The organism is Mycobacterium sp. MAC_080597_8934, assembly GCF_000523975.1.
Lineage (GTDB): Bacteria > Actinomycetota > Actinomycetes > Mycobacteriales > Mycobacteriaceae > Mycobacterium > Mycobacterium avium.
In genome coordinates, this window is the sequence record NZ_JAOS01000014.1 from 24769 (window position 1) to 40507 (window position 15739).

15 protein-coding genes and 1 pseudogene are annotated in these 15739 nt (G+C 67.3%); 11 read left to right on the plus strand and 5 right to left on the minus strand.

Annotated elements, in window-relative coordinates:
- The first annotated feature begins 60 nt into the window (after positions 1-60).
- The gene (locus NF20_RS07535; RefSeq protein ID WP_011724764.1) at positions 61-966 is read left to right on the plus strand and encodes a PD-(D/E)XK nuclease family protein; all 906 of its coding nucleotides are present in this window, start codon (positions 61-63) and stop codon (positions 964-966) included.
- On the opposite strand, the gene NF20_RS07540 is transcribed toward NF20_RS07535, so the two are convergent.
- The 5 genes and pseudogenes from NF20_RS07540 to NF20_RS07560 all read right to left on the minus strand — a co-directional run bounded on the left by NF20_RS07540 (position 963) and on the right by NF20_RS07560 (position 4843).
- A complete protein-coding gene (locus NF20_RS07540) occupies positions 963-2333 on the minus strand; it encodes an FAD-containing oxidoreductase (RefSeq protein WP_019733400.1) in 1371 nt (456 codons plus the stop codon). The genes NF20_RS07535 and NF20_RS07540 overlap by 4 nt on opposite strands.
- A gap of 52 nt (positions 2334-2385) precedes the next feature.
- A pseudogene (locus tag NF20_RS07545) lies at positions 2386-2896 on the minus strand (DUF4126 domain-containing protein).
- 149 nt (positions 2897-3045) lie between these two features.
- A complete protein-coding gene (gene hisG, locus NF20_RS07550) occupies positions 3046-3900 on the minus strand; it encodes an ATP phosphoribosyltransferase (RefSeq protein WP_003872173.1) in 855 nt (284 codons plus the stop codon).
- Between the two features lie 2 nt (positions 3901-3902).
- The gene (locus NF20_RS07555; RefSeq protein ID WP_003872174.1) at positions 3903-4184 is read right to left on the minus strand and encodes a phosphoribosyl-ATP diphosphatase; all 282 of its coding nucleotides are present in this window, start codon (positions 4182-4184) and stop codon (positions 3903-3905) included.
- 26 nt (positions 4185-4210) lie between these two features.
- The gene (locus NF20_RS07560) at positions 4211-4843 is read right to left on the minus strand and encodes a TetR family transcriptional regulator (RefSeq protein WP_019733398.1); all 633 of its coding nucleotides are present in this window, start codon (positions 4841-4843) and stop codon (positions 4211-4213) included.
- Between the two features lie 303 nt (positions 4844-5146).
- On the opposite strand from NF20_RS07560, the gene NF20_RS07565 reads away from it, so the two are divergent.
- From NF20_RS07565 to NF20_RS07610, 10 genes are read left to right on the plus strand one after another with little or no spacing between them, the layout of a single operon-like run.
- Entirely contained in the window at positions 5147-6007 is an 861-nt protein-coding gene (locus NF20_RS07565) for an MlaE family ABC transporter permease (RefSeq protein WP_003872176.1), read from the plus strand.
- A gap of 1 nt (position 6008) precedes the next feature.
- Positions 6009-6872 carry an ABC transporter permease gene (locus NF20_RS07570; protein WP_009976617.1) on the plus strand — a complete coding sequence of 288 codons (864 nt, stop codon included), beginning with the start codon at positions 6009-6011 and terminating at the stop codon, positions 6870-6872.
- A 23-nt stretch (positions 6873-6895) separates the two neighbouring features.
- Positions 6896-8488 (plus strand): MlaD family protein, encoded by a 1593-nt coding sequence (locus tag NF20_RS07575; protein ID WP_019732252.1) that lies wholly within the window; start codon positions 6896-6898, stop codon positions 8486-8488.
- A complete protein-coding gene (locus NF20_RS07580; RefSeq protein ID WP_023899548.1) occupies positions 8485-9540 on the plus strand; it encodes an MlaD family protein in 1056 nt (351 codons plus the stop codon). Before NF20_RS07575 ends, NF20_RS07580 begins: the two co-directional genes overlap by 4 nt.
- A gap of 28 nt (positions 9541-9568) precedes the next feature.
- Positions 9569-10624, plus strand: coding sequence for an MCE family protein (locus NF20_RS07585; RefSeq protein WP_033712774.1), 1056 nt, complete (start codon positions 9569-9571; stop codon positions 10622-10624).
- On the plus strand, positions 10621-11736 hold the full coding sequence (locus NF20_RS07590) for an MCE family protein (protein WP_023863786.1): 1116 nt from the start codon (positions 10621-10623) through the stop codon (positions 11734-11736). Before NF20_RS07585 ends, NF20_RS07590 begins: the two co-directional genes overlap by 4 nt.
- Complete coding sequence (locus tag NF20_RS07595) at positions 11733-12962, plus strand: MlaD family protein (RefSeq protein WP_033712775.1); 1230 nt, start codon at positions 11733-11735, stop codon at positions 12960-12962. Before NF20_RS07590 ends, NF20_RS07595 begins: the two co-directional genes overlap by 4 nt.
- Positions 12959-14218, plus strand: coding sequence for an MlaD family protein (locus NF20_RS07600; protein ID WP_019732248.1), 1260 nt, complete (start codon positions 12959-12961; stop codon positions 14216-14218). Before NF20_RS07595 ends, NF20_RS07600 begins: the two co-directional genes overlap by 4 nt.
- Before the next feature lie 31 nt (positions 14219-14249).
- Positions 14250-14960 (plus strand): tetratricopeptide repeat protein, encoded by a 711-nt coding sequence (locus NF20_RS07605; RefSeq protein ID WP_019732247.1) that lies wholly within the window; start codon positions 14250-14252, stop codon positions 14958-14960.
- Positions 14957-15724 (plus strand): mannan-binding family protein, encoded by a 768-nt coding sequence (locus tag NF20_RS07610; protein WP_019732246.1) that lies wholly within the window; start codon positions 14957-14959, stop codon positions 15722-15724. The genes NF20_RS07605 and NF20_RS07610 overlap by 4 nt, the downstream gene beginning before the upstream one ends.
- Positions 15725-15739 lie beyond the last annotated feature (15 nt).

Genomic DNA, 15739 nt, shown 5'->3' on the forward strand with positions numbered 1-15739 from the left:
AGCCGACTCGCCGCAACCGGTGCTTGGGGGTTGTCGGCGCCCGGTCCTAGGCTGCCGAACATGATCGTCCAGCCGGAGGCACGGCAGTCGGCGGCGCGGCCGGCGGGCCAGGTGTCGCGCCCGGCTCTGTCGCCGTCCCGGGCGGCGGACTTCAAGCAGTGCCCGCTGCTGTACCGGTTCCGGGCCATCGACCGGCTGCCCGAGGCGCCGTCGCCCGCCCAACTGCGCGGCTCGCTGGTGCATGCCGCCCTGCAGCAGCTGTACGAGCTGCCGGCCGCCCAGCGCGGCCCCGAGACGGCCCTGGCGCTGGTGGGCCCCGCCTGGGAACAGCTGCTCGCCGCGACGCCGGAGCTGACGGCGGACCTGGATCCCACCCAGCACGGCCAATTGCTGGCCGAGGCGCAGGCGCTGCTCGCCGGTTATTACCGGCTGGAAGATCCCACCCGTTTCGACCCGCAGTGCTGCGAGGAGCGGGTGGAGGTCGAACTCGCCGACGGAACGCTGCTGCGCGGATTCATCGATCGCATCGATGTCGCCGCCACCGGCGAGCTGCGGGTGGTCGACTACAAAACCGGCAAGGCGCCGCCGGCTGCACGAGCCCTGGCCGAGTTCAAGGCCATGTTCCAGATGAAGTTCTACGCGGTGGCCCTGTTGCGTTCGCGCGGTGTGCCGCCCACCCGGCTGCGGCTCATCTATCTGGCCGACGGTCAGGTGCTGGACTACTCACCCGAGTACGACGAGCTGCTGCGCTTCGAGAAGACCCTGATGGCGATCTGGCGGGCCATCCAATCCGCCGGTCGGACAGGCGATTTCCGTCCCACCCAGTCACGGCTGTGCGACTGGTGTCCGCATCAGCAGCTCTGCCCGCTGTTCGGCGGAACCCCGCCGCCCTACCCTGGCTGGCCGGATACGCTTGGCGCGCAAGACAATTCGACTCTGTCCGACCCCGTCGACCTGGCCGGCTAGGCCAGCGGCGACATTTCCTGCAGCATCGTCGGGATCAGTTCGCTGACGGTGGGGTGGATGTGCATGGTGCGCGACAGCGTGGTGTAGGGCGCCTTGGCGGACATGACGTCCAGGATGCCGTGTATCGCCTCGTCGCCGCCGACGCCCAGGATGGCGGCGCCCAGGATCTCCCGGGTGTCGGCGTCCACCACCACCTTCATGAAGCCTTGTGTCTCACCCTTTTCCACCGCCCGGCCCACCCTGGTCATCGGGCGCTTCCCGACTAGGGCCCTGCGCCCTGACGCACGGACCTGCGCGACGGTCATCCCGGCGCGCCCCAGCGGCGGGTCGATGTAGAGCGCGTAGGTGGTGATCCGGTCGCTCACCCGGCGCGGATCGTCGTCGAGCAGATTGGCGGCGACGATCTCGAAGTCGTTGTAGGAGGTGTGCGTGAACGCGCCCCTGCCGTTGCAGTCGCCCATCGCCCAGATGTGTTCGACGTTGGTCTTCAGCTGGTCGTCGACGAGGATGTAGCCGCGGGCGTCGGTCCGCACGCCGGCCGCCGCCAGGTCCAGGTCGTCGGTGTTGGGTCGCCGGCCCACCGCCAGCAGCAGGTGGCTGCCCCGGATGGGCGGGGCGCCGTCACGCGGGGTCAGTTCGAAACCGTTGCCGGTCTTGGCTATTCGCACGTCGTCGGCGTTGACGACGATGTCGATGCCTTCGGCCCGCAGGATTTCCTGCACCGCGGCCGACACGTCCTCGTCTTCGCGGGAGGCCAGCCGCGGGCCGCGCTCCACCATGGTCACCGCGGCCCCGAAGCGCCGGTACATCTGGGCGAACTCCAGCGCGATGTAGCTTCCGCCGACGATGACGAGATGTGTTGGCAGCGTGTCGAGTTCGAGGATCGACACGTTGGTGAGGAAGTCGACCTCGGCCAGGCCGGGGATGTCGGGCACCACCGCGCGGCCGCCGACGTTGAGGAAGATGCGCTCGGCCCGCAGCAGGTCCTCGCCGACCTGCAGGGTGTGCGGATCCCGGAAGCGGGCGTGGCCGCGGACCACGGTGCAGCCGGCCATGCCCGCCAACCAGTCTTCGACGCCCTTGCGGTCGCCCAGCATGATCTCGTCTTTGCGTGCCTTGACTTTCGCCATGTCCACGCTGATCGCCCCGGTCCCGACGCCGTAGTCCGCGCCGCGACGGGCCAGGTGGGCCGCATGCGCCGAGGCGACCAGCGTCTTGGTGGGAATGCACCCGGTGTTGACGCAGGTGCCGCCGATCAGTTTGCGTTCGATGATGGCGACGCGCTGCCCGGCCGCGGTCAACCGCCCGGCCAGCGGCGGGCCGGCCTGGCCGGCGCCGACGATGATCGCGTCGAAATGCTTTGTCACTTAACGACTGTCACTTAACGACTGTCACTTAGGGGCTGTCACTTAGGGGCTGTCACTTAACGGCCGTCAGCAGATAATCAGTCAGCACGTGCCCGGTCGCCGCGAGAATGGCGAACCCGCCCGCGATCGCCACCACGTCTTCGAGCAGCGCGATCGGCAGGTCCTTGCCGCCGGTCGCGGCGACCAGCCGCCGACGGGCGTGGTAGCCGCCCAGGGTGCCGAGCACCGCGCCGATAACACCGGCCCCGAGCGCGGTGAAGGTCCAATGCGGCCAGGCGCCCAGCGCCGCCCCGGCCAGCCCGCCGAGCACGATCCGGGCCGCGAAGATCGGCGCCGCCGTGCGGGCCGGGGTCTTGGGCAGCTTGTCGTTCACCAGTTCACCGACGGCAAGCACGGTGAAGACGATCACCGTGATGATGTTGGCCATCCAGGACGCCCAGGTGCCGTGCAGATCGACCCAACCGATGAAGGCGGCCCAGGCCACCACGGCCGGCGCCGTCAGCGACCGCAATCCGGCGACGACACCGATCAGCAAAGCGCAATACGATAAGCGCGTGTGTCACGGGGATCCTCCTCCGAGGGTGAACAACCGGCGGCCGGTGCGGGGACGGCCCATTCGCCAACCCGGGCAATCCCCTGAGCCGGACGCTAACACAGCGACCCGGGCGGCACGATGCCCACGCGGCCCGCACCCGGCCGGTACGGAGTGCGATCAGAACCGGCAAAACCTGATGTCGGACGCCAGGATCGCCTTGGCGCCGATGGCGGCCAGTTCGTCCATGATCTCGTTGACGCCGCGGCGCGGCACCAGCGCCCGGATGGCGACCCAGTCCGCGTCGGCCAGCGGCGCGATGGTGGGCGACTCCAGCCCCGGCGTGATCGCCGTGGCTTTGTCCAGCACCGCCCGGGGGCAGTCGTAATCGAGCATCAGGTATTGCTGCCCGAACACCACACCCTGGATCCGCGCCACCAACTGATCGCGTGCGGCCTGTGTGTCGTCCTGGCCACCCCGGTCGCTCTCGATGAGCACCGCTTCGGAATCGCACAGCGGCTCACCGAAGGCCACCAGGTTGTGCAAGCTCAGGGTGCGCCCCGACCCGACCACGTCGGCGATGGCGTCGGCCACACCGAGCTGCACCGAAATCTCCACCGCGCCGTCGAGTCTGATGACGGTGGCCTCAATACCGCGCTCTGCCAAGTCTTTTCGGACCAGGTTGGGATATGCGGTGGCGATCCGCTTGCCGGCCAGATCGGCGATCTTCCAGTCCCGCCCGGCCGGCCCGGCGTAGCGAAAGCTCGACGACCCGAATCCCAGCGCCAGGCGTTCCCGCACCGGGGCGTCGGAATCACCCACCAGGTCCCGTCCGGTGATGCCGAAGTCCAACTCGCCCGAACCCACGTAGATTGCAATGTCTTTGGGCCGCAGGAAGAAGAACTCGACCTGGTTGACCGGATCAATGACGGTCAGGTCCTTGGAATCGGTGCGGCGCCGATAGCCGGCCTCCGCGAGGATCTCGGTGGCCGGCTCGCTCAGCGTGCCCTTGTTGGGAACCGCGACGCGCAGCATCGTCACAGCTTCCGGTACACGTCGTCGAGGGACAGCCCGCGCGCGATCATCAGCACCTGCGTCCAGTACAGCAATTGGCTGATCTCCCCGGCCAGCGCGTCGTCGGATTCGTGCTCGGCGGCCAGCCACACCTCACCGGCCTCCTCCAGGATCTTTTTGCCCAGCCCGTGCACGCCGCCGTCCAGCGCGGCGACCGTCGCGCTGCCGGCGGGCCGGGTACGGGCACGCTCGCCCAGCTCGGCGAACAGATCCTCGAAGGTCTTCACGGCCAGCGATTGTTTCACGCGCCGGCCGGCAAAGTCACGGCGGTTTAGCCCCGGCCGGGCGTGGCGTCGCTGGGCCGGTCGAATCCGGCGAGCGTGATACGCAGCGCTTCTTCCAATTGCTCGTGAAAGGGCCGGCTCTCGTCGCTGTCCGAGCTCAGCCATCCGTCGAGGACGAATTGGACGGTGGCCAAACTCGTGTGCACCAGCAGGGCGGGCCGAATGTCAAGCGCCGCAGTGACATTCATTCGCTGCGCGACCTGTTGGATCAGGTTGCTGTGATCGGTTTCGCTCATCAGCACGGACTTACGCAGCAGGTGGGGCGCGGTCGCGACGGCGTGCCGCCAAGTATCGAAGTCGCCCGCCGCGCCGACCTCCTTGGCATGCGTGACGAACAGTTGGATCAACGCTTCGACCGCCGACTCGTGCGCCGGCCTGGTGCGGTACGCGCCCACGATTGTGGCCGCCACCTCCCGGGCGGGATCGACCAGCAGACCCTCCTTGGTGGGCGCGTACCGGAAATAGGTGCTGATCGAGATCCCGGCGGCCGCGGCGATGTCCTCGGTGGTCACCGCCTCGAAGCCGCGCTCGGCGAAAAGCTGGTGGGCGGTCTGCTGGATCTGCGAGAGCAGCTCGGCCCGGCGCCGGTCCCGCAACGAGCTGCTATTTGCTGAGGGCATGCCATCACCTTCGTCAATCCGACATTCAAACCCCACGGCGCCGTCCAGCGACGAACTGAGATGAGTGACTCTACACTATTGAAAGCCCCTCTCACGTAGGCTAATGTGATGCAGCACACGCCAATGAACTGCGGACTTGTGGGGCCTGTTGACACTATTTTAATAAAGTTAGAGTCAATGGCGCCCAACGACGTTCGCGCGGCACTCAGGATTCAGGGGTGGGAAGAGGGCCGATGAACGCGGTAGCTGGTACGCAATGACCTGTGCCATGGGTTTGCTGAACGGACCGCTGGTCACGCCGCGATGACCGCGACCTTGACCACGCCACTCGACGGCGTCGACGGCGTTGCTGCCATCCGGAACTGGTCGGTCGGCTACGTCAAACGTCACCCGGTGGCCTCACTGACGACGGTCGGCGAGCAGTTCGTGCTGGGGGTGCGCACCATCCAGTACTTCTTCTACGACCTGATCACCGGGCGATTCCAATGGCAGGAATTCGTCCGCCAGGGCGCGTTCATGGCCGGCACCGCCGTGTTGCCCACCATCCTGGTCTCGCTGCCGATCAGCGTCACCCTGTCCATCCAGTTCGCGTTGCTGGCCGGGCAGGTGGGCGCCACCTCGCTGGCCGGCGCGGCCAGCGGGCTCGCCGTGATCCGGCAGGGCGCGTCGCTGGTCGCCGCGGTGCTGATGGCGTCGGCGGTCGGGTCGGCGATCACCGCCGACCTGGGTTCGCGAACCATGCGCGAAGAGACCGACGCGATGGAGGTGATGGGCGTCTCGGTGGTCCGTCGCCTGGTGGTGCCCCGCTTCGCCGCGGCGGTGATGATCGGCGTGGCCCTCACCGGCGTCGTGTGTTTCGCCGGATTCTTCGCCAGCTACATGTTCAATGTGTACTTCCAGAACGGGGCGCCGGGCAGTTTCGTGTCCACCTTTGCGTCGTTCGCGACGACCGGTGACATGATCCTGGCGCTGCTCAAGGCGATCGTGTTCGGCGCCATCGTGGCGATCGTGTCGAGCCAGAAAGGCTTGTCCACCAAGGGCGGACCGACCGGCGTGGCCAATTCGGTGAACGCCGCTGTGGTGGAGGCGATTCTGCTGTTGATGATCGTCAATGTCGCGATCAGCCAGCTCTACATCATGTTGTCGCCCAGGACGGGGCTGTGACGTGACGGCCTCGGCATACCAACCCTTCGCGCCGATCTCGGTGCCGCTGGCGCGGCTCTACCGCAGGGGCAAGGTCCCGGTCATCCGGCTCGGCCATCTGCTGGTCTTCTTCGTCCGGGCGCTGGTGGCCGTCCCGCTGGCCCTGCGCCAGTACAGCGGCGAGTTCCTGCGGCTGCTGTCGAACATCACCTGGGGCAACGGGTCGATCGTGGTGGGCGGCGGCACCGCGGGCGTGGCTGTGGTGCTGGGGATGACGGTCGGCGCACTGGTCGGCATCGAGGGCTACAACTTCCTGGACCTGCTCGGCCTGGGGCCGGCCACCGGATTCGTCTCCTCGTTGGTCAACACCCGCGAGCTGGCCCCGCTGATGGCGTCGCTGGCCTTCGCGATGCAGGGCGGCTGCCGCTTCACCGCCCAGCTGGGATCCATGCGCATCGCCGAGGAGATCGACGCGATGGAATCGATTGCCATTCGCCCGATCCCCTACTTGGTGACCACCCGGCTGATCGCGTCGGTGGTGGCGATCGTCCCGCTGTACGCGGCATGCCTGGCGATTGGTTACCTGAGCACCCAGATCGTGGTGAGCATCGGCAGTGGCGGCTCGACCGGGTCCTACCTGCACTACTTCACCCTGATGCTGGCTGGCCAGGACATCGTCTACTCGCTGTTCAAGGCGGTCGTCTTCGTGTGGATCGCCTCCACGATCCAGTGCTACTACGGGTATTACGCGAGCGGCGGGCCCGAGGGCGTCGGGGTGGCCGCGGGGCACGGCATGCGGGCCAGCATCACGGTGGTGATCATCGTGAACATGCTGCTCACCATGGCGCTGTGGGGCGTCGATTCCGGCGCAAGGTTCGGCGGGTAGGCCGGTGGCGAGGTCGGTGGACGATGCCCAATTCCTTTGAGCTGGACGGACGCGGCCCCTCGGACCGGCAGCTGTTCGGCATCGGCATCGCGGTGCTGGTGGTCAGCGCCCTGCTCACCACCGTGATGTTGGTGAAATCGACTGGCAGGCTGGACGATTACGTGCGGGTGGTGGCCGACCTGGTCAACGTGGGCGACGGCCTGCCGCAGAAGTCGGACGTCAAATACCACGGCGTGCTGGTCGGCATGGTCGACGACGTCGTCCCCGCGGCCCACGGCAAACCCAACTATGTCCACATCAACCTGAAAGAGGACTACGCCAAGTCGATTCCGGCCAGTGTGACCGCACGAGTAGTGCCCAGCAACGTGTTCGCCGTGTCGTCGGTGCAACTGGTGGGTAACGGGCCCGGCTCGAAAATCCGTGACGGCGCCCATATTCCGGAGGACAAGCGGCTGCCGACCGTGTTGTTCCAGACGACGGTCAGCAAGCTGCGCGATCTGCTCGCCGCCGCGGGGCGCGGCCGCGATGACAGGTCGGTGGGAATTCTGGCCGCCCTGGGGGCGGCTACCGATCATCGGCGGGTCAGCCTGCTCAACGCCGGGGCGCAACTGAATCGCCTTCTCGATCAACTCAATTCGATTGTCAGCACCGACACCGGCCCATCCACGGTGTCGGCCCTGTTGGATGCGACGCGGGGCCTGGCGCAGACGGCGCCGGATCTGTTGGACGCGTTGCACCAGGCCGTCGAGCCGATGCGGACCTTCGCCGAGACGCGCGGCCAGCTGGCGTCGCTGCTGTCGGGCGCCGACTACACGGTGGGGACGACGCGTCAGTCCTTCGACAACCACATCGACCAATTGGTCAGGATCACCGCAGATTTCACACCGGTGCTCGGTGTGCTGGCGCAGAAGTCGAACAACTTCGTGCCCGCGGTCACCAAACTGGACAACCTGGCCAACCAGTTCATGGAGCAGGTCTGGAACCCGCAGACCAACCTGGGCAACATGCGCGCGATGCTGACCTTCACCCCCAGCTCCACCTACACCCGCGCCGACTGCCCGCATTACGGAGAGCTGAAGGGGCCCAGCTGCTTCACCGCCCCGCTGATTCCGGTGCGGCCCGACCTGCCCGACGTTCTGCTGCCACAGAACTATCAGCCGCCCAAGGATCTGGCGCCGCCGCCGGGCACGGTGATCGGCCCGGACGGGAACCTCGTCGCGGTGGGCCCGCCGCTGATCAACCCCACCCCGAATTTGACCGATCCCAATCCCCCACTGGCCCCGGGGATCACCCCGTCGCCGCCGGTGCCCGGGAGCGCCAATCCGGACAACCCGTCACCGGGGGCGCCGGCGACACCGCAACCGCAGCAACCGTGGGTCGCGCCGGTGGCGCCCAAGGCCCCGTGGATTCCCCAGTCCTCGTTCCGGCCGTCGTTCGGCGGCAACGTGGGTCCCGTTGGGAGCCAATACGAACGAACCATGCTGGGCGTGATCACCGGTGGACCCGCGTCGGAGGCCACCGAGTTGCTGCTGGGCCCGGTCGCCCGCGGAACGACGGTGTCGCTGGCGCATCCGCGCGGGCCGTCGCCCGCGCCTCGACCCGGGGAGGGCAAATGAGGTTTCGCGGCCCGCTCATCGCGCTGACGCTGTTCATGATCGTCTCGCTGACGCTGACCTGGCTGGTGTATGTGAGCCTGCGCCGCGACGTGGCCGGCGACACGGCCCGGTATTCGGCGGTGTTCAGCGATGTGTACGGGCTGCGCGAAGGTGACGACGTCCGGATGGCCGGGGTGCGGGTGGGCCGGGTCGAAAAGATCCAATTGGACGGGAAATTGGCGAAGGTCTCCTTCGTGGTGCAGTCCGAACAGCGGCTGTATGGAAACACCCTGGCGTCGGTCACCTACCAGAACATCGTCGGCCAGCGCTATCTCGGCCTGTCGTTGGGCAAGGAGGGCAATCCAGCGCAGCTTCCGCCGGGCAGCACCATTCCGCTGGAACGCACCGAACCCTCGTTCGACGTCACCACGCTGCTCAACGGCTACGAACCGTTGTTCAGCCTGCTCAACCCGCACGACGCCGACAACCTGACCAAGGGCATCATCGCCTCGCTGCAGGGCGACACGTCGTCGCTGGCCACCCTGGTCGGCCAGACTTCCACGCTCACACAGACTTTCGCGGGCCGCGACCAGGCGCTCGGCAACGTGATCACCAACCTGAACAAGGTGGTGGGCAACCTGGCGGCGCAGAACGACAACCTCGACGGGGTCATCACCCAGACCCGCAGCGTGGTCGGGGAACTCGACCGGCGACGCCCAGACCTGGTGGCCTCGGTGGGGTCGCTGGCCCGGCTGAGTGATCGGCTGTCGGCCTCGGCCGCCGACGTGTACCCGGCGCTGCGTGAGTTCATCGACCGCCAACCGGGCGTCACCAAACACATCATGGACGTCGAACCGCAGGTCGCCTTCTTCGGCGACAACATCCCGCTGCTGTTGAAGGGGCTCACCCGGGTGGGCAATCAGGGCGCCTACGGCAACGCCTACGTGTGCGACGTGAACTTCATGGGATTTTTTCCGGGGCTCAACGACGTCGTGCCGATCATCGTCAACGCCGCCACACCCGGCAACCGGGCCTGGCACACCCCGAGATGCAGGAGCACCGTCGATGGTTGAGTTGATGGCCGGGACCACGGCAGGATCGATGGTCGACAGGTCTGTGCGGCAACGGCTTTCGGCACTGACGAAGCGCCCGCTGGAGAGCTACAACAAGACCTGGCTCGGGTTCGTCGCCGTCGCGGTGGTCGCGGCGGTGATCGCGGTCATGCTGGTGGTGCACGCGCTCGGCGCCGGATACCGGCACTACACGGCCGAGTTTGCGCAAGCGGCGTCGCTGCGCGCCGGCAACCCGATCGTGGTGGCGGGCATCCCGGTGGGCACGGTCACCAGCATGAAGCTCGTCGGCGACCACGTCGAGGCGGGTCTGAAGGTGCGCGACAACATCAGCTTCGGTAAGGATTCCCGGGCCCAGATCCGGGTCACCACCATCCTGGGTTCGCGCTACCTGGCGCTGGAACCCAATGGCCCGGCGCGCCTGCCCGGCAACACCTTCGACCTGGCGCACACCGAGGTCCCCTACGACCTGCAGGCCGCATTGCAGGACGCCACCACCACCTTCGAGCAGGTCGACTCCGACCGGTTCGCCCAGTCGCTGGCGGTGCTGGGCAAGCAACTCGAGGGCCTGCCGGCGGTTGTGCCGCAGGCGATCACGAACATCGACACGCTGTCGTCGATCATCGCGACCCGGCGCGATCAACTCGGGCAGCTGCTGCGCAGCACCGAACAGGTGACCAACACGCTGCGCCGCCAGCAGGCCGGCATCGGCGCGCTCGTCGACCAGGGCGAGGACCTGCTGGGCCAATTCGTGGCACGACGCGCGGTCTTCCACGCCATGATGCGATCCCTGTCCAGCCTGGTCGACACCCTCAGTCGGGTGGCGGTCAACGACCGGTCGGGGGTGGACGCGCTGCTCAAAGACATCCGCGATTTCACCGGCCTGGTGTCCGCGCACGACGACCTGCTGCACAGCCTGCTGCAGGTCAGCCCGATCTTCTTCCGCGAGGCGGCCAACCTCACCGGTGACGGCAACGCGATCAATTTCAACGCGCCCAACGTCCCGCTGATCGACTCGTGGATGTGCGCGATCAGCGGGCGTGCCAAGCAGTTCGGCATGATCCAGTACTTCAAGGACTGCAAGTGACGCGGCTCGGCACGAAGGCACTGGCCGTGGTGGCCGGCGTGGCTGTGGTCGCCGCCGCCGTCGGCATCGGATGGTGGCTGCTGCGCCCCGACGACGACACGATCACGGTGACCGCCCAATTCGACAGCGCCTCAGGGCTTTACGAGGGCAATGTGGTGGCGGTGCTGGGCATGCCGGTGGGCAAGATCACCAAGATCAACCCCAGGGGCGGCTACGTCGAGGTCGAGTTCACCGTCGACCGCGGCGTCAAGGTTCCCGCCAACGCGCAGGCCGTCACCGTGTCGACCTCCATCCTCACCGACCGGCAGATCGAACTCACGCCGCCCTACCGCGGCGGCCCCGTCCTGGGTAACCACGACACCATCGGGTTGCCGCGGACCAAGACGCCCGTCGAATTCAGCAGTGTCCTCAATGTTTTGGACAAGGTGACCAAGTCGCTGGAGGGCGACGGCCACGGCGGCGGCCCGATCGCCGACGTGCTGGGCGGCGGTGCCGAGGTGGTCAACGGCAACGGCGAAAAGATCAAGGCGGCCCTCGGTGAGCTGTCCAAGGCGTTGCGGCTGTCCAGTGACGGCGGCGCGGCCACCCGCGAACAGATCACCACGATCGTCAAGAACCTCAGCACCCTGTTCGACGCCGTGGCCAGCAACGACACCAAACTGCGCGAATTCGCCTCCACCATCCACCAAGTCAGCCAGATCATGGCCGACGAGGACCTCGGCAGCGGCAACACCGGACACAAACTCGACCAGCTGATCCAGCGGGCCGGCGACCTGCTCGGCGCCAACCGCGACAACATCAAGCACGCCGTGCTCAGCGGCAACGACACGCTGAAGACCGTGACCGACCAGCGGCGCGACCTGGCCGAGCTGCTGGACCTGGCCCCCCTGGTGGCCGACAACGCCTACAACATGATCGACCGGGCGAACGGCAGCGTCCGCGCCCGCTTCCTCACCGACCGGTTGCTGTTCGACAGCCAGTACACCAAAGAGATCTGCAACCTGATGGGCCTGCGACAACTCGGCTGCAGCACCGGCACGATCCAGGACTTCGGCCCGGACTTCGGGCTGACCTATGTGCTCGACGGCCTGGCCGCCATGGGACAGAAATGACGGCGACGGGCGCGCGGGGAAGGCTCACGGCGCTGGCCGCGGCGATGGCTGTGACGACGGCTGTGACGATGGCCACCGCGGGCTGCGCCACGAATGGCCTTGCCAGCCTGCCACTTCCGGCCCCGGGGCTGGGATCGGGGGGTTATTCGCTGAACGCGGTGTTCTCCAACGCGCTCAACCTGCCGATGAACGCCAAGGTCAAACTCGCCGGCGCGGACGTCGGGCAGCTCGAATCGATGGTGGCCCGCAACTACACCGCGCTCACCCGGCTGCGCATCCGCGACGGAGTGCAACTGCCCCGGGGCAGCACGGCCGAATTGCGCACCGCCACACCGCTGGGCGACGTGTTCGTCGCGCTGAAACCCCCGCCGGGCGATCACGACGCGCCCCTGCTGAAGAACGGCGACACCATCGGCCTGGACTCCACCGCGGCGGCCGCGACGGTCGAGTCGGTGCTCAGCTCGGCGGCGGTGCTGGTGAACGGCGGCGCGGTGCGCAATTTCACCAACATCATCAACGGCTTCGGCAAGGCGACCGGCGACCAGGGCCAGGCCTTCGGGGACCTGATCCGCAAGTCCAACGAGCTGCTCGGGACGCTGGATGCCCGGTCCGACCAGATCTCGGCCGCGTTGACGCAATTGTCCACTCTCGCCGACCAACTCGACGCCAAGAACCACACCATCACCGATCTGATGACGGCCGCCGGTCCCGCCACCTCGGCCCTGGCCGACAACACCACCGAGCTGTCCGAGGTCGCCCAGCAGGTGGGCGACACCTCGCGGCTGCTGGCCCGCTTCCCCGCGCTGGGCGGGACCGACACCAGCGGGCGCAGCATGATCCGCGACCTGAACACGATCGCCGGGGCCGCCAACGACGTCGCGGTGAGCCCGGACACCAGCTGGCAATCGATCAACCGGCTGATCCCGGCGTTGGTCAAATCGACGGCGGGAAACTCGATTTCGGTGAACGTCAGCGTGGACAAGATCATGCTGGGATCGCTCCCCGACATCGGCTTCCCCGGCGACATCGGGCTGCACGGGCCGCACCACTACAACGTCAACCTGCTGGTCGGCACCCTCAAGTACACGCTGTGGCGGCTGCAGGAGCGCGTGGTCGGCCGCGGGCCCAACTCGCCGCAGGTTCCCGTCGTGCCGGATCCCACCATCCCCGGCCAGATCGACGTCGCCCCCGGACCTCCCCCGCCGCAGCCGGGATCGCCGCCATGATCCGCGCCGTCGCCGGCTTCGCCAATCTCGTTGTCCGTGCGGTGCGCACGGGTCATCGACAGCAGGTCTGGCTGTCCGTGGCGGGGTTGGTGCTGATCCTCGTCGTCGCGACCGCCTATCTGTTGATCGGCGCATTGCGGGTGACGCCGTTCGCGTCGTCCTACCGCGTCACCGTGCAGTTGCCGGAATCCGGTGGGTTGCTGCCGAATCAGGATGTGGCGCTGCGCGGGGTGCGGATCGGACGAATCGAGTCGCTGCAGATCACCGACAACGGCGTCAACGCCGTCGCCGCCATCACGTCGAAGGTGCGCATCCCGGCCAACAGCGTCGCGCACGTGTCGGCGCTGTCGCCGGCCGGCGAGCAATTCATCAATTTCGAGGCCGCCTCCGACGCCGGGCCCTATCTGCACGACGGCAGCTTCATCACCTCCGAGCGCACCACCGTCCCGGTCAGCCTGGCCCAATTGCTCGGTGACGCCGACGGATTGCTGGCCCAGGTGGATCCGCGCAAGATCGAGCTGATCAAAAAGGAGCTGAGCCTGAGCAAGGAGGGCCCGGCGAAGTTGACGGCGATCGTCGACGGCGGTCTGTTCCTGCTCTCCACGCTCGACTCGGTGCTGCCCGAAACCACCAGCATCATCAAGACCAGCCGCGTCGTGCTGAATCTGGCCAGCGACAAGAACAACGGATTAGGCGCCGCCGCAACCGAACTCAACCACACGCTGACGGGTGTCGCCCGGATGCAGGCCGGCTACCGCCGGTTGACTTCGCAGACGCCGCAAACACTTTCGGCCGTCGACAATCTGTTCGCTGACAACTCCGACACCATGGTGCAGTTGCTGGGCAGCATGGCCACCATGTCGCAGCTTCTCTATCTGCGCGTCCCGGCGCTCAACGCGCTGTTCCCGGATTACCGCGGCTCGGTGCTGGACGCGGTGACGAGCGTCTTTCACGACCACGGCGTGTGGGCGACGGCCGACCTCTACCCCCGCTATGTGTGCGACTACGGCACACCGGCGCACGCCTCCTCCGCCGCCGACTACTACGAGCCGTTCATGTACACCTACTGCCGGGACGACGATCCCGCGGTGTCCATCCGGGGCGCCAAGAACGCGCCGCGACCGGGCGGCGACGACACCGCCGGCCCGCCGCCGGGGGCAGACCTGGGCCGGCGAACCGATCCCACACCCCGGGGCCGCTACACCATCCCCACCCCTTACGGCGGCCCGCAGCTGCCGATCGAACCGCCGCACTGAGCCGGAAACCAGCCGAGCCGATCCCTAGGAGATGATCGTGATCGTGACCACCGAGAAGAACCCGAAGCCCGACACGGCCGCCGAGACCGAGCCGGCCGACGACGCCGCGGGCGACGACGTCGAGAACGCGATCGCCGAGCAGGCCGACGAGGCCGAAACCGACGAAGCCGAAGACGAAGCCGAAGGCGAAGCCCTAGACGAAGCCGAAGACGGGGGCGAACTGCTCACCGGCAAGCGTCGGGGGCGCGAGCGCCGCAAGCGGCCCTGGCGGCGCTACCTGCGTCGCAGCGTGCTGCCGTTGTTACTCGTTGCCTCCCTTGCCGTTTCGGGCTTCCTGGGCTGGCGGCAATGGCAGGAGCATCAGGTGAAGGCGGCCGGTGAACAGGCCCAGCAGGCCGCCATCGCCTACGCGCAGGTGCTCACCAGCATCGATTCCAACAAGGTCGACGAGAACTTCAAGCAGGTGCTCGACGGTGCGACCGGGGAGTTCAAGGACATGTACACCCAGTCCAGTGTCAAGCTTCGGCAATTGCTGATCGACAACAAGGCCACCGCCCACGGCGTGGTGGTGGATTCTGCCATTCAGTCCGCCTCCACCGGCAAGGTCGTGGTGCTGCTGTTCATCGACCAGACCGTCACCAACACCGCCGCGCCCGACCCGCGCATCGACCGCAGCCGGATCAAGATGACCATGGAAAAGGTCGACGGTCGTTGGCGCGCAAGCAAAGTGCAGCTGCTGTGATCCCCCGGATCCTTGCGGCGCTGGTATTGCTCACGGCCGCAACCATTCCCGGCAGCGGCAAGGCCCACGCGTCGGCACCGTCGTTCTGCGGCGAGCTGGGCGGCGACTGGGACGGCCAGTACTGCCACACCTCGGTGACGTCGGAACGCAACGCCGTCCGCGACATCAAGGTCGCCGTGCCCGACGACCTGGTCGACAACCCGACCACCGGACCGGTGATCCGCGACTACCTGCGCACGCTGGTCAACAACTGGCGAAATGCCAACTCCAGCATGGCCGCCGACAGTTACGGCGAGGAGAACTTCGAGGTGTTCCGGCATGCCAGCCTGCTCAGCGCGGTGTTCCACGAGGACTATCACGCCGACGGGCCCAAGCCCAACAACGCCTACCGGACCTTCACCTTCGACATGGCAAGCGGCCGAAGGGTACAACTCGCGGACCTGACGACGTCAAACCCGCTGACCGCCATTCCCCCACTGGCGCAACCGTTTATCGAGACGGCACTCAACCAGGCACCGCCGCCGCACGACCCGGGCACCTACCCGTTTGTCGTCGACCGGTGGACGCCGGACAAGGTCTACTCCGGGGCGTACAAGGCCTGGGCGATCACCCCCGACGAGTTGATCCTGTACATGCCGGACTATCCCGTCGGCCACGACGAACCGATCAACTTCGCCACCGGTCTGCCGCAGTGGTTCATGGACGGCGGCACCGTGCAGGCGCATATCCCGTTGTCCGCCTTGGGTTCCGTGCTGCGCGTCTAGCCGGCGGCGTACCGC

Coding starts and splice junctions, on each gene's coding strand:
- NF20_RS07565 (WP_003872176.1), top strand. CDS start 5,147: ATGACCGCGACCTTGACCACGCCACTCGACGGCGTCGACGGCGTTGCT.
- NF20_RS07580 (WP_023899548.1), top strand. CDS start 8,485: ATGAGGTTTCGCGGCCCGCTCATCGCGCTGACGCTGTTCATGATCGTC.
- NF20_RS07560 (WP_019733398.1), bottom strand. CDS start 4,843: ATGCCCTCAGCAAATAGCAGCTCGTTGCGGGACCGGCGCCGGGCCGAG.
- hisG (WP_003872173.1), bottom strand. CDS start 3,900: ATGCTGCGCGTCGCGGTTCCCAACAAGGGCACGCTGAGCGAGCCGGCC.
- NF20_RS07585 (WP_033712774.1), top strand. CDS start 9,569: ATGGTCGACAGGTCTGTGCGGCAACGGCTTTCGGCACTGACGAAGCGC.
- NF20_RS07575 (WP_019732252.1), top strand. CDS start 6,896: ATGCCCAATTCCTTTGAGCTGGACGGACGCGGCCCCTCGGACCGGCAG.
- NF20_RS07600 (WP_019732248.1), top strand. CDS start 12,959: ATGATCCGCGCCGTCGCCGGCTTCGCCAATCTCGTTGTCCGTGCGGTG.
- NF20_RS07605 (WP_019732247.1), top strand. CDS start 14,250: ATGATCGTGATCGTGACCACCGAGAAGAACCCGAAGCCCGACACGGCC.
- NF20_RS07595 (WP_033712775.1), top strand. CDS start 11,733: ATGACGGCGACGGGCGCGCGGGGAAGGCTCACGGCGCTGGCCGCGGCG.
- NF20_RS07535 (WP_011724764.1), top strand. CDS start 61: ATGATCGTCCAGCCGGAGGCACGGCAGTCGGCGGCGCGGCCGGCGGGC.